Source organism: Streptomyces sp. HUAS MG56 (assembly GCF_058673395.1).
The window spans coordinates 9,830,236-9,842,596 of record NZ_CM178722.1 but is presented as its reverse complement, the minus strand read 5'-3'; the positions used below and the strand labels follow the sequence as shown (position 1 = coordinate 9,842,596).

Genomic DNA, 12,361 nt, shown 5'->3' with positions numbered 1-12,361 from the left:
TGGTGGCCGCCCCATGGAGACTTGGCGGCATGCAAAGATCAGAGGGCTGGAAATGACGGATAGGCCAAGGCAGTTCGCCGGTTGGGACGAGTCAGCGTTCGACGTGTTGTTGCGTCTTGAAGGTGAGCCGTCACAAGAGGCGATGCGCGAGATCCGCAAGGATCGCGAACGTCTCGTGCGGCAACCGATGATCTCACTTCTCCATGACTTGGCATGGGCCGATCCCGCGTTCGAGGACCATTCTGTGTGGCGGTACGGGAAGACACCGTGGTGGTGGCAGAACCAGTCCGCTGTGGCACGCATCGCCCGGAACGTCGAGATCGGGCTGCGCTTCAATCTGGACGGCCTGCAAGTGCAGGGTGCGTGGTGGTACGCCGACTCCGATCAGATCAGCAGGTTCAGGGCGGCGGTCGCCGCTGAGACGAGCGGTTCCGTATTGGGCGATGTGGTAGCGGAACTACGTGGCAAGGGGTTTGAGATCACCGGGGACCTTCTGAAGCGCGCGCCCCGGGAGTACCCCACCGACCATCCTCGAGCAGCGTTGTTGCGCCATCGATCGCTACTCGCCGTGCGGTACCTCGGCTGTGACGAATGGCTGCAGACACCGAAGGTCGTCGACCACGTGCTGGCCACGCACGAGGAACTCAGACCACTGCTCAGCTGGCTGACCGACCACGTCGCCGCATGAGGCCCACCACCGGTCTCGGGTTGGCAGGGTTCATCGAGGGCCAGCGGCGACCGAAGTCGGGAAGATCAGGTCAGCAGCTCACCTTGATCGACGCCGAGGGGCCCGACGCGCCCGCTCCAGGTCCCGCTCCGTGCGCAACACCATCTCCAGGTCGCCCGTGCCACGGTGGCCGAACCCCGTCACGTCCCCGGTGAATCCAGGCCGATGTCTCCATCAAACCCGGGGCGATTCAGTTCCTGGTTACAGGCCGCAGGATCCGCGGTCTAGGTGGAAGTAGCGGGCGTTGGCCCAGCGGCACAGCCGGATGCCGACGGTGACGCCGAGGATGGTGACCAGGGCGGGCAGGTATCCGCTGGCGACCTGGACGATCGGGATTGCCGGGCACCCTCCGGAGATCGCCCAGCCCGTACCGAACAGCACTGCGCCGGGTATCACGCCGGCGTGGATGCGGCCCGGGGTGCGGCGGACTCGCAGCAGAGCGAATGCGCAGACGATGATCACGACGGCGCCGGCGAAGGAGAGGAGCATGCGCAGGTCCTGGAAGGTGAACATGCGGTTCAGCTCGGTGTAGTCGCCGAATCCGATGTTGGAGACGGTATAGCCGAGAGTGAGGCCAGTGACGATGTTGGCCAGGAGAATCGCGCCCCGAGTGCGCATCAGATCACCTTCCACAGCAGGAACGACACCGCGACGGCGGTGGAGAAGAACACAGCGGTCGCAACCAGGCTGACCGGGCGTAGTCGGCCGCAGCCGCTGAGTCCGTGGCCGGAGCTGCAGCCACCGGACAGGCGCGTGCCGAAGCCGACCAGCACGCCTCCGACGAACAGCAGGACGGTCATCGTGGTCGGATTGGCGGTGACCACGTTCCGGAATCCTGGGCCCATGTCGAAGCGGAGGTGGAACCGCCCGGAGGTGACCGCGGCGATCAATCCGCCGAAGAAGATCGATACCAGCAGGGCAGACTGGGTGACCAGTGGGGCGGGGCCCGGGCTCGTGGCCGAGGTGTCCTCGCTCGCCGTTAGTTCGGCCTCTGTTTCCGGCGGTTGTGACGTCCCGTGCGGATCCGACTGGGCGGTGGGCGCGGCGGGGCTGGTGCCGAAGTGCTCCGCCGTGGCTGCGGCGAGAGCGTCAGCCAGAGCACGCTCGTCGGTGAACTCTTCGTCCATCCGTTCCAGGCGGCGCTCCCTGCGCCAGTGCAACACGCGATCCCATGCAGACGACACCCCGAACGACCGGTCAGTGGCGAGGGTGTAGTTGATGGTGATCAGTGCGAGCCCGGCAGCGCCGGCCCACCAGGGCCAGTAGCCACTCATGCGGGGCCTCCCATCCATTCGGTGAACCGAGCCCACCAGCCGCGATTCGAGCTGGTCCCTTGCCGCGTGTGTCGAGATGGGCGGTCTGAAGGCTGAGGCAACGGTGGGGATGATGACGGTCGGTAATGCGAGACCGGTATCGTCGGAGATGCTGGCCCGAACTGGGCCGGTGCCGGCCTGAACTGAGCCATGGCCTCCGGTGCCGCGTTCACCGGTTCTGAGGGCTGTGGCGTACGAGCAGCCGGTGCCGAATGCGACCAGGTCGCGTTCTCCGGCGGCCAGGGATGGTGTTGTGGTGGAGGGGCCTGCTCTGGGCCGGCGGCTCCGGACCGGTCCTGGCCGGTGGCCGCGTCTTCAAGGTGTCGCGCGCGGGCTCCGTTGGGCAGCAGGCTGATCGGCACACGCTCGCCGGTGAGTGACACCTGGTAGCGCGCACAGCCGAGCCACTGATCCTCACTGTCGCAGTAGTAGTCGCGCCAACCTTGCAAGCTCGCCCTGAGCAAGGGGAAAAGGGGGCATCCTGCGGCGTGCGAGCAACTCACGTTGCTCCCTTCTGACCGGCGCACACCGCCCGTTTCGTGAGGGCGGTTGCCGTTCTCGGTCTCTCGCCCTCGTCGCGCCCGGGTCGACGATCTCAAAGGGCGCGGTGATGGCCTGTCATGATGCGGGGCGGTGCCTTCCTTTCTCGACCGGGCGAGATGGAACCATTGTTTTGGTGTCCCGAGCAACCTCAGGGGGACTCCCGGCCGCTACCGCTTGTCATCGCTGAGTGAGGGCGTGCCATGCGATATCGGGGCGTGACGCACCCTCAAGGCCGTCCCTGCCGCCGACGGGCGTCCGTTGTTCGTGGAGACAGTGCGCGTATGGGGGTTGTTTGTAGCGAAAATGTGAATCCACCTGTGACGAAACTGTTGATATTACTGGGTCCTTAATGAGGGCACCAAGGAAGGGGACTCATGTGCCGACGTACCGTCTGCCAGTCATGCCGGAAGGCGACCTACGAGGGCTGCGGGAGACACGTGGAGCAAGTGCTCGCCGGCGTGCCGACACCTCAGCGGTGCACGTGCCGGTCCGCGGAGAGCAAGCCTGTACATGCAGGGGAGCCAACGACTCGAACGGGGCCGGAACCGGGCGGGACGGTGCGGCGCACACACGTTCCTCGACGCATGGACGGTTCACCGGACCGATCGAAGGATGGCTGGTGGACCCGGCTCATCGCGTGGATGAAGAGACCGGCATGAAGTAAGCAAAGGCAGAGCGTGCACCCGCTGGACGGATGACGAGGATCGATGATTGCCCATACAGGCACTTATCTGCACGTTCGTGTGCCAGGGCAGTTTTCCGGACTGAATGCAGGAGTGTGATTCGGATGCCGCCGCAGTCCCCGTCCGCCGACATTCGCGTAATTCGTGGCCACTATGTGAAGGAGGTCAGGGTATTCCTTCACAGGGTTGTCGGTCTCGCAACCGTTCCCGTTCCCCCGTGACACTCCTGCCCTGCGGCGCGCTGTTGGAAGTGACCCCGAGCGGGTCATGGCGCCCATCCTCCGGGGGGAGGTTCGCAGGCGCCGACAGGCTGGGGCAGGCCCGGTTCCCCCCGTGCCGGGCCTGCCCCTGCTCCCCCAGCTCGGAGAGCCATGCGGCGCTGGGCGCCCCAGGGGTGTGACGGCCCGGCACTTTGGTGCGCTGTAGAAGTGGACCCAGAGACCCAGGGGCCCCGTGGCACCTGCTCGCGCCCTATTGCGAGCAGGTGGCCGCGCATGGGGGGGCAGGCAGGTGAATCCCCCGTCGCCTGCCTGCCCCATGCGCACCCCGGCGCCCGGTCCGAGAGGAAGTGTGCGTCGGCCAGGGCAACCGGGACCCGAGCGCCCGCAAACCGCCGGGCCTGGGGGAACGAGGTGCAACGCGATGATCGGGGTGGGTGTGCAGGGTCTGCTGGCGGACCGCTACGAGTTGCAGGAGCTGCTGGGATGCGGCGCGATGGGCGAGGCGTGGCGGGCCTGCGACCAACGCCTCGGGCGGCCCGTGGCCGTCAAACTGCTGCATGCCGAAGAGGCAGCGGATGCCGGCCTCAGCGGCGCCGCGGGCAGGGTCGGCACTGCGAAGTCCTGGGCGACCGAGGTAAGTTCCTGCTGCCCGGCGGGAAGCGCGAGACGTGCCCGGGCGGCGTGTGGCGAGCCGCGGAGATCGGGGTGCCAGTACTGCGGGGCCACAGAACGGCGTTGACTGCCAACTTCGCTGCCTCGCACGGGAACGGTGCGGCGAACCAACGTTTCACGTGACGTGTTCCTGGCGAAACACTCTAACCATGGGCTTATTTCCGATTATCGGTCATCCTGCTGTCGCTGTTTTCCGTGAGCCCCGGGGCGGGCGCCCCGTCCCGGGGCTGGGCCCGCGGGTCAATGCCGAGGCGCAGCGGGCCGCGCGCGTACTGGCCGGGGTGGCGACTCATGCCCGACCGGTCGAGCGGACCGCCGCGCTGCGACAGGCCGCTGCGGGAGCCGGTGAGCTGGTGGCCGCGCTCGCGGCTCTGGCCCCGGCCGTAGCCGGGGAGGACATCCCGGCGGAGTCGGCCAGCCAGTCGTACTTCCGGGTCCGTGAGGTGGAGCTGTCGGACCAGCAGGCAGCCCTGCACGGGGCCCTGGTCATCCACCGGGGTCTGGAAGACCTCTGCGAGGCTCCGCTGTCGGGTGCCGACCTGGCATTGGAGGTGGCCGGGATGCGGCAGTCGCTGCTCGACCTCACCGGCGCAGCGCCAGGCGCCGCCCACGAACGCGTTCCCGACACCCTCCTGCCGGTGGCCGACCCCGATCCCGGCACGGGACCGTCGTTGGAGAGCGCGTGGAGTGCTCGGTGGCTCATCGGGCACCAGGTCCACGTCCTGTTCAACCTCTGCGCCGCAGTCGCCGTCACCGACGCCACCGACCACCTGCGGCACGGCGACGACGAAGCCGCACTGGGGCGGCTGGCAGATGCGAGCGTGTACGTGAGCGGCTTCCCGGCGGCCATGAACCACGCCAGTACGATCCCGGCCGACTACTACATGACGGCGATCCGCCAGACCATGGCACCCCCGTCGACGGACATCCCGCTCAGCGGGCGCCAGCACCGCGGCTACAAGCTGTTCCGGGCCGCGATGAAGAACCTCCTGACGGTGCTGCCCGACCCCTACGAGCAGTTGGCGGCCCGCGCCCCCGAGCTGGCCGGGGTACGGGGCGCTCTCCTGGAAGCCGACATCGTGGATGCCGAACGGAACGTCACCCTCGCGTACTCGATGGTGCATCTGCGTCGCTCCATCGCCCAGCGCCCCGAAGGTCCCGACAACGCCGTCGCCGAACTACGACTCATGCGCCACCGCCGCGCGGCCCAGTACGCCCCCCTGATCCGATTCGGGGACCACTACATCGCCGACGCCGTGGCCTCCCTGCGCCACTCCTGAGCCCGCGCGCCCACCGTCCGCACACCCGGCAGGAGACCCGATGCCCGGCATCAGCGCCACCTCCCAGGCCCAGCGCGCTTTTATCCTCCCCTTCACCGACCCCGACGCCGCGGCCGTCGACATCGACCTTGCCCACCACCAGTCACCACTGACATGTGTCACAAAGTCTCGTGACGATGTGCCCTATCTGACGTCCAACTCGCCGGAAAAGCTGGATACATGAAGGTAGAAGCGGCTGGCGGCGGGGGTACCGCTGACGCCGGCGGTGATGGACGAGGTGATGCCGTGATGGCGCCGGTGCAAGTGTTGTTGGCCGACCATGAGCACCTCGTCCGGGGAGCCCTTGTCTTGCTGCTGTCCTTGGAGGACGACCTGACTGTTGTCGCCGAGGCCGCGACCGGACCGGAGGCGCTGGCGATGGCACGGGCGCACGAACCTGACGTCGCTGTCCTCGAGCTCGAGATGCCTGGTGCGGACGGGGTGAGGGTCGCCACGTCCCTCCAGGCCGAACAGCCAGGCTGCCGGGTGCTGATCGTAACCAGTCACGGACGGCCCGGGCACCTGGAACGGGCACTCGCGGGGGGTGTACGCGGATTCGTCCCGAAGACCGTCAGCGCGCAGCGCCTCGCCGAGATCATCCGTACTGTGCATGCCGGAAAACGCTACGTCGAGCTTGAGTTGGTCACCGACGCCATTTCCGCGGGGACTCACCGATGACCGGGCGGGAGACACAGTCACCTTTCGTCGGCCAGCCGTCAGGGTTGGAGCAGAGAACCGCCATGCGGCGGTGCTGCTCGCTCGAGACAAGGACTGGGCGCCGGAGCGTGGCTCAATTCGTCAAGGCAGCTCAGCCGCAAATCACAATTTGGAGGAAGTACCCATGAAGAAGGTCCCGTTCGGCCCTCTGGCCGCATCGATCGCGGCGCTTGGGACGGTGCTCGGTCTCTTCGCACTCCAGCTTCGCACGGACGGCTTCGAGCAGTACGTCGACTCTGTGGCCAGTGCCAGCGTCGTGATGTACGTCACCTCGTCCCTGATCGTGGTGACGTGGGTCCGCGCCCGTCGGCCGCACTCGGACTGAGCCCTGCCGCTTTCCATATCGCGCGGAGACGACTCGGCACCAGACGCTGGCCACCGTACTGGCCAGCTTCACCGTCCGGTACTGCGTCAGCGACGACCGCACCCACATGGTCTTGTCTCGACCGGCTGCCAGCGCTGGCTGCATTCATGGTCAGCCGCGTCCGGTCCGGCGCAACTTGGCTGATCGGTACTCAGATGGTGGCCGACGCGGGCCCGGCAGCGGCGGCACTCCAGTGAGCTGGGCCATCGCTGATCTCCTCGGTCCGTTGTGTGCCCGGTGGACATGGTGCCCCTCGGTCTGTCCGAGGGGCACCATGCTCGTTCACGCCCGGGAGAGGCGTCAGCTGGCGGATCCGATCCGCTGGGCGCCTTCCGGCGCTCTCGCCGTTCGCAACAGGCATGAGCGTGGATCCGTCCTGGTCGGCGAGCCGGTGGACGACGCTGGTCGCCGCATCGAGATGCGGCGTGTGGGTAAGAAGGCCGCGGGTCGGCTGCTGGACGGACGGGTGTGGGACGAGTTCCCGCGTCCGCGTGTCGAGGCTGGTGCTGTCGGCGCCTGACCGGGGAGAGCTGCTGGAAAGGATTCCGGATGGTGTTCTGCTCGGCGGGGACAGCAAGAGGCTCTCACCGCGGCTCTTCGCCACCGAGGGCGGGTGGACCGCGGCGCGGGACGTGAGCGCAGCGGTCCACCGCTTCATGGGAGGAATTTCGCCTCGGGGAAGGCCGCGCTCGGACCGTCGAGCAGATGCCCTCGGCGGTGTCGCAGGTTCAGGTCGAAGAAGGCGAGCGGGTAGGCCTGTTGGATCCGTACCGACCGGGCCGGGTCGAGGGTGCCGATCCAGTCCTGGATCTGCTGGTCGGTCATGCCGAGGATCTTGCCTGCCTGCGGGATCAGCGTCGCGTTGTCGCCGTATGAGTTGTGGATGGCCCCGTCGGCCTGGATGTTCAGCCGCCAGCCGCGAAGGTGCGTCCAGAACTCGGCGACGTCCGGCATGGCGGCCCGGGTGAACACGGCGGTCATCATCATGAACGGCCGGTCCAGGTCGGCGGTGATGGTCGGCTGCATCGGGCCGTCGATGCTGAGCCCGGCGCTAACGCGCCGGTCGGCGAGCATGGTGAGCGCGGTGGCGGTGCCGCCCTTCGACCACCCGAAGGCGCCGATGCACCGCGGGTCGAGGGCGCCGACCAGGCCCTGGGGCAATGGTTTGCCGTCGACGTCGGGGTTGCGACCGGCGGCGAGCTCCTCCACGCAGTCGAGCAGGAACCGGAGGTCCGCGGCGAAGTCCCTCGGGAACATCGGGACGTCGCCCGGGGTGATCACCCGGCCGTCGGGGAACTCCGTGAACGTGTCATAGGTGTGGTCGACGGTGATCACGGCGTATCCATGGCTGGCGAGTTCCTGGACCATGACGGTGTGGTCGCCGCGGTGACTGCCCGCGCCGTGCGAGTACACGATGACGGGCAGGCGGTGGCCCGTACGGTGCACGGGCGCGCCCACCTGCCCGGCCGTGAGCGGGCCGAGGGCGGGGTCGAGGGGAAAGCCAGCGTCCATCAGGAACGCCCGCAACGCTCCCTCGGTCATCCAGGGGGCACGCGGCAGGCCCTCCGCCCCGCGGGCGGGATACCAGACGCTGGCCATCAACTCGCGGTGATGCCCCGGGCCGGCCGCCGGATCCGGGCGTGAGGTGTCGACGAGGTGGAGCGGCACCGTGCCCACCGGGTGCGGTCCGGTGGGCGCAGGCAGTGTGAGTTGCGCCGGGCTGGAGGCCGTCGGAGCCGCCCACGCGCGGGATGCGACACCGAGCGGCACGGCAGTCCCGATTCCAGCGGTCAGCGCTGCCCCGAGCATGCGACGGCGCGTCATTGGTATTTGGCTGTTGGACGCCGTGACGGTCATGAATCCTCCCGAGTCTGGGTTTCTTGGACGGAAAAAGACCGGGCTCGCAGCCCGTGGCACTGGGTGTGGGGCGGCATCGTCATGGCCTCGCATCAGGTCCTCGACGTCGCTCCGCCGAGGCGGCTGCTTTCGGGCCGATCCTGATGTGGACGATGCCGCTGTCGAGGTTGATCGGCCCGCGGTAGGGGTCGCCCTCGCCTTCGTCGTCGCGCATCCACTCCAGACGCTGTCGCTCCTCCTGAACGTGGCGGGCGCTCGGAAGGAAGACCTCTTCGAGGATGTTCACCGCAGGACACTGCCTTGATCGGGCCGAGGTTCCCGACGCCGAGACGGATGGTCTGAAGAGATGTACATCGTCAAGGTTTCTGGCTATGGATGCAGAGACAACCGTTGTCGTGTTGCGAAGAGCTCCATCAGCCCCGGACGCCCATTGGAGGATGTCCGGGGCCGTAACGGGGAGTTGGCGTGTCAGCCGTTGCGGGCGGCCTCTGGGCCGGTGATGCGTTTGAGCAGGGGGAGAGTCGAGGCGATGATGCCCAGCGAGGCGACGAGGCCGAGGGCGACGAGCGCGTAGTACGCCGCGCCCGGCGACACCAGGTCGTAGTGCATCTGCGATTTCAGGAACAGGGCGGAGGCGGTGAAGGCCGTACCGATCGAGATCGCGGCCACTGCCAGCAGCGGCAGTGTGCTCTCCAGGCCGATGACCCGCTGCAGCAACCGCAGCGGCGCGCCGGTGAGCCGCAGCAACGCGAACGGGCGACGGCGATCCGACAGGCCCGCAACCACGCTCACCGCCAGGCTGCAGCCTGCGATCGGCAGGGTAGTCAGCAGCACCACGTTGGCCAATTGCCGCCAACCGGCCAGCTCTTGCTGCAAGTCGGTGCCCCAGTCGCCCACCGTGCGGGCCTGTTGCTGCGGGTAGGCGGTGGTGAGCAGGGTCCGTACGCGTTCCATGGCGGCTGTCGACCCGTCGGTGGCCACGTAGAGCATCTTCACGGGCAGCTTGGCGACGGCTGCGGTGCTGATCGCGGCGGCGGGCCACGGCAATCTCGGGTGCGATTGCAGGCTGACGAACGCGTAGAAGTCGACGGCCGTGACGTTCGCCCCGGCCGGGCAGCGGCCCACCATGGGAGTCTGCGCCAGGTCGGAGCAGGTCACCAGTGCCGGCGCGTCCGGGGGCGGATCACCCGGGTGGACTCTACGGTGCACCACCTTGCCGACGCCGTCGGGGTTGGTGTGGACGACTGCCACGCCCCGCACGCCCGGGATCGCCCGCACCTCGGCGAGCAGCCGTGTCGGGATGGCCCCGGCCAGCGGCGCCTCGCGGTCGCCGCCGTCCTCCACCACGGTTCGGGTCTGCCGGTCGCCGCCCAGCGTGCCGCGGTGGTCGTTGATGGTGCCGATGATGCTGACTGTCGCGGTGGTCACGAACAGGGCCAGGACGAGGCCACTGACAGCGCGGAAGCCGGCCTTCGGGTCGTCGGCGAGCCGCCGCACCGCGATCAGGGCGGCCGGGCGTCGGATGCGCTGGGCCACCGCCCGGGCGACGATCATGGTCAGCCACGGCCCGGCGATCACCAGGCCCAGCATCACCACCACGAAGCCCGGCAGGTAGGCCGCCGTCTGGCCGTTCCCGGTCGCCGGACGGCGACCGACGAAGACGAAGTAGGCCAGTTCGGCCAGGCCCGCCAGCAGCGGGATCAGCCGCCAGGCGCGCGGCGGGCGCGGGGTCACCCGGCGGGTCACGCCGAGCGGGGAGATGGTGACCCGGCGCAGTGCAAGGCGCGCCGCGATCGCCGCCGCCACCGGCACGCCGACGACAACGCCGAGGGACTGCGGGGCGCTGAGCGTCAGATTCGAAAGGAAGAACCGCTGCTGCCCGGTGAGCGGAATGGTGGCGACCAGCGGGCGCAGCGCGGCGTAGAGCCCGAAGCCGACCACCGTCCCGGCGGCCGCCGCCAGCGCGGACTCCACCGCCGAGATCACCGACACCTGCCGGGGAGTGGCACCGACCAGCCGCATCGCCGCGTACCGTTGTTCGCGCGTGGCGGCGGACAGGCGGGTCGCGGTGGCGATGAAGATCAGCACCGGGAAGATCAGTGCCCCGGCCACCACGGAGGAGATGAGCGTCAGCGCGTCGCCGCGCACGGCGTTGTCCCAGCACCCGTTGTCGCAGGGGGATGGCCGGCTGGTGGCGATGGTGGTGACCGCTCTCGCCCCTGGTGCGCCCTTGATCTGGGCGGGGCTACGGCCGATGACGGCGATCAGTGAGTCGGGGGAGGCCAGGGCGGCGTCGCCGATCGTGCCGGTGAGCCGCCCGGGGAAGCGGTCGCCCAGCTGGTCGGCCGGGGTGTCACGGATCAGCTTGGCCAGCGCGGGAGAGGCGTAATACTCGCCCGGCGCAGGCAGGTGCGTCAGGCCGGGCGGGACGGGCGCGGTCGGGCCGGTCGCGGCGACGTCGACCTCGGTGAGGGACTTGCCGTCGTAATAGTCGCCGTGCGGCCACCACCACAGCGGGTCCGCCGAGGCCTGCTCGGTACGGCCCGCGGCGCCGGTGTCGAGCCACACCTGCTGCTGGTTCGTCCGCTCGACAGCGTTCATGCTGGCGAACGTCGACAGCAGCAGCCCGACCCCGATGGCGACCGCGGCGGCGATCATGACCAGCCGGGCCAGGACCTCCCGGCCGCCGCTGACCGCGAGGCGGAACGCGAAGGCGATCACGAGGCGATCCGTCCGGTCGTGAGCAGGCTGGCCTTGCCGTCCCGCACGATGGCCTCCCGGTCGGCGTGCGCGGCGACCCGGGGCTCGTGGGTCACCAAGACGATGGTGGTGCCCTCCTTTTGGGCCGCGTCCACCATCAGGTCCATCACCTGCTCGCCGGTCAGCGAGTCCAGCGCCCCGGTCGGCTCGTCGGCGAACAAAACCTTGGGCCGGGCCACCAGACCGCGGGCCAGCGCCACCCGCTGCGCCTGACCGCCCGACAACTCCCCGGAACGGCGCCGCTCCAAGCCGTCCAGGCCCAGCCGGGCGAACCAGGGCCGGGCCTCGGCGAGCGCGGCCGCCCGGCGCATGCCGGAGAACAGCAGCGGCAGGGCGACGTTCTCCTCGGCGGTCAACTCGGGGACGAGCTGGCCGAACTGGAAGACGAAGCCGAAGGTGTCGCGGCGCAGGGCGCTGCGCTCGGCCTCGTTCAGGGTGTCGATGCGGTGTCCGTCGAAGTGCACCTCGCCCGAGTCGGGGGTGAGGATGCCGGCCAGGCAGTGCAGCATGGTGGACTTGCCCGAGCCGCTCGGTCCCATCACGGCGAACACCTCGCCGGCCTCGATGGCCAGGCTGGCGCCGCGCAGGGCGGGGGTCTCGCCGAAGGAGAGGGTGAGGTTGCGGGCCTCGATCAGGGCGGTCATGTGCGCACCGCCGCTGCGAGCGTGTCCATCCGGGCCGTGGTCAGCTCGATCCATCGTAGGTCGGCCTCCAGGTGGAACAGGCCGTGGTCGGCGAGCAGGGCGTCGATGATCGGGCCGGTGCGGCGCAGCTGGTGCAGCTCGTGCATCCGCTGCAGGTGGGCGGCCCGCTGGGTGTCGAGGTACTGCTGGGCGTCGCGGCCAAGCATCAAGGCCAGCACGACTTTGGTGAACAGCACGGTCTGCAGGTTGGGCTCGGGGGCCACCGGCTCGGTGAGCCAGGTCTCGAACTCCGTCGCCCCCGCCTCGGTGATCACGTAGCGCTTGCGCTCGGGGCCGACTCCGGGCTCCGCCTCGCCAGCAATGACCTTCCCGTCCCGCGCCAACCGACCAAGAGTTGTGTAGACCTGCCCGTACGGCAGCGGTTTGCCGCGGTTGAAGAAGGCGTCGTAGTCGCGCTTGAGGTCGTAGCCGTGACTCGGCTCCCGCTCCAACAGCCCCAACAGGGTGAGAGGAACACTCATGCGAGGACCATACACCGGAG

Annotated in this window: 12 protein-coding genes and 1 pseudogene; 6 read left to right on the top strand and 7 right to left on the bottom strand. The window is 68.9% G+C overall.

Translation table 11 applies throughout. The features are described 5' to 3' along the window. The first annotated feature begins 13 nt into the window (after window positions 1-13). Window positions 14-688 carry a DUF2461 family protein gene (locus AC4OXY_RS44865; RefSeq protein ID WP_491992608.1) on the top strand — a complete coding sequence of 225 codons (675 nt, stop codon included), beginning with the start codon at window positions 14-16 and terminating at the stop codon, window positions 686-688. Window positions 689-928: 240 nt separating this feature from the next. On the opposite strand, the gene AC4OXY_RS44860 is transcribed toward AC4OXY_RS44865, so the two are convergent. Continuing rightward, a complete protein-coding gene (locus AC4OXY_RS44860) occupies window positions 929-1,345 on the bottom strand; it encodes a YeeE/YedE thiosulfate transporter family protein (protein ID WP_356036246.1) in 417 nt (138 codons plus the stop codon). Further along, window positions 1,345-2,001 carry a YeeE/YedE family protein gene (locus AC4OXY_RS44855; protein ID WP_491992607.1) on the bottom strand — a complete coding sequence of 219 codons (657 nt, stop codon included), beginning with the start codon at window positions 1,999-2,001 and terminating at the stop codon, window positions 1,345-1,347. The genes AC4OXY_RS44860 and AC4OXY_RS44855 overlap by 1 nt, the downstream gene beginning before the upstream one ends. 956 nt (window positions 2,002-2,957) lie before the next feature. Between AC4OXY_RS44855 and AC4OXY_RS44850 the strand changes: the two genes are divergently transcribed. The 5 genes and pseudogenes from AC4OXY_RS44850 to AC4OXY_RS44830 all read left to right on the top strand — a co-directional run bounded on the left by AC4OXY_RS44850 (window position 2,958) and on the right by AC4OXY_RS44830 (window position 6,520). After that, window positions 2,958-3,242 (top strand): DUF8730 family Cys-rich protein, encoded by a 285-nt coding sequence (locus AC4OXY_RS44850; protein ID WP_491992606.1) that lies wholly within the window; start codon window positions 2,958-2,960, stop codon window positions 3,240-3,242. A 1,066-nt stretch (window positions 3,243-4,308) separates the two neighbouring features. Continuing rightward, window positions 4,309-5,439, top strand: coding sequence for a 3-methyl-L-tyrosine peroxygenase-related protein (locus tag AC4OXY_RS44845; protein WP_491992605.1), 1,131 nt, complete (start codon window positions 4,309-4,311; stop codon window positions 5,437-5,439). A gap of 40 nt (window positions 5,440-5,479) precedes the next feature. Further along, a complete protein-coding gene (locus AC4OXY_RS44840) occupies window positions 5,480-5,662 on the top strand; it encodes a hypothetical protein (RefSeq protein ID WP_491992604.1) in 183 nt (60 codons plus the stop codon). Window positions 5,663-5,727: 65 nt separating this feature from the next. After that, window positions 5,728-6,253 (top strand): annotated as a pseudogene (locus tag AC4OXY_RS44835) (response regulator); the annotation flags it as partial. Between the two features lie 66 nt (window positions 6,254-6,319). After that, window positions 6,320-6,520, top strand: a complete 201-nt coding sequence (locus AC4OXY_RS44830; RefSeq protein WP_491994737.1) for an SCO3870 family protein — start codon at window positions 6,320-6,322, stop codon at window positions 6,518-6,520. A 693-nt stretch (window positions 6,521-7,213) separates the two neighbouring features. On the opposite strand, the gene AC4OXY_RS44825 is transcribed toward AC4OXY_RS44830, so the two are convergent. The 5 genes from AC4OXY_RS44825 to AC4OXY_RS44805 all read right to left on the bottom strand — a co-directional run bounded on the left by AC4OXY_RS44825 (window position 7,214) and on the right by AC4OXY_RS44805 (window position 12,341). Beyond that, a complete protein-coding gene (locus tag AC4OXY_RS44825; protein WP_491994736.1) occupies window positions 7,214-8,368 on the bottom strand; it encodes an alpha/beta hydrolase family protein in 1,155 nt (384 codons plus the stop codon). A gap of 127 nt (window positions 8,369-8,495) precedes the next feature. Further along, window positions 8,496-8,702: a DUF6191 domain-containing protein gene (locus tag AC4OXY_RS44820; RefSeq protein WP_356036260.1), complete on the bottom strand. Its 207-nt coding sequence runs from the start codon at window positions 8,700-8,702 to the stop codon at window positions 8,496-8,498. A 182-nt stretch (window positions 8,703-8,884) separates the two neighbouring features. Beyond that, complete coding sequence (locus AC4OXY_RS44815) at window positions 8,885-11,137, bottom strand: ABC transporter permease (protein ID WP_491992603.1); 2,253 nt, start codon at window positions 11,135-11,137, stop codon at window positions 8,885-8,887. Continuing rightward, a complete protein-coding gene (locus tag AC4OXY_RS44810; protein WP_356036265.1) occupies window positions 11,134-11,820 on the bottom strand; it encodes an ABC transporter ATP-binding protein in 687 nt (228 codons plus the stop codon). Before AC4OXY_RS44810 ends, AC4OXY_RS44815 begins: the two co-directional genes overlap by 4 nt. After that, a complete protein-coding gene (locus tag AC4OXY_RS44805; protein ID WP_356036268.1) occupies window positions 11,817-12,341 on the bottom strand; it encodes a PadR family transcriptional regulator in 525 nt (174 codons plus the stop codon). Before AC4OXY_RS44805 ends, AC4OXY_RS44810 begins: the two co-directional genes overlap by 4 nt. Window positions 12,342-12,361: the final 20 nt, after the last annotated feature.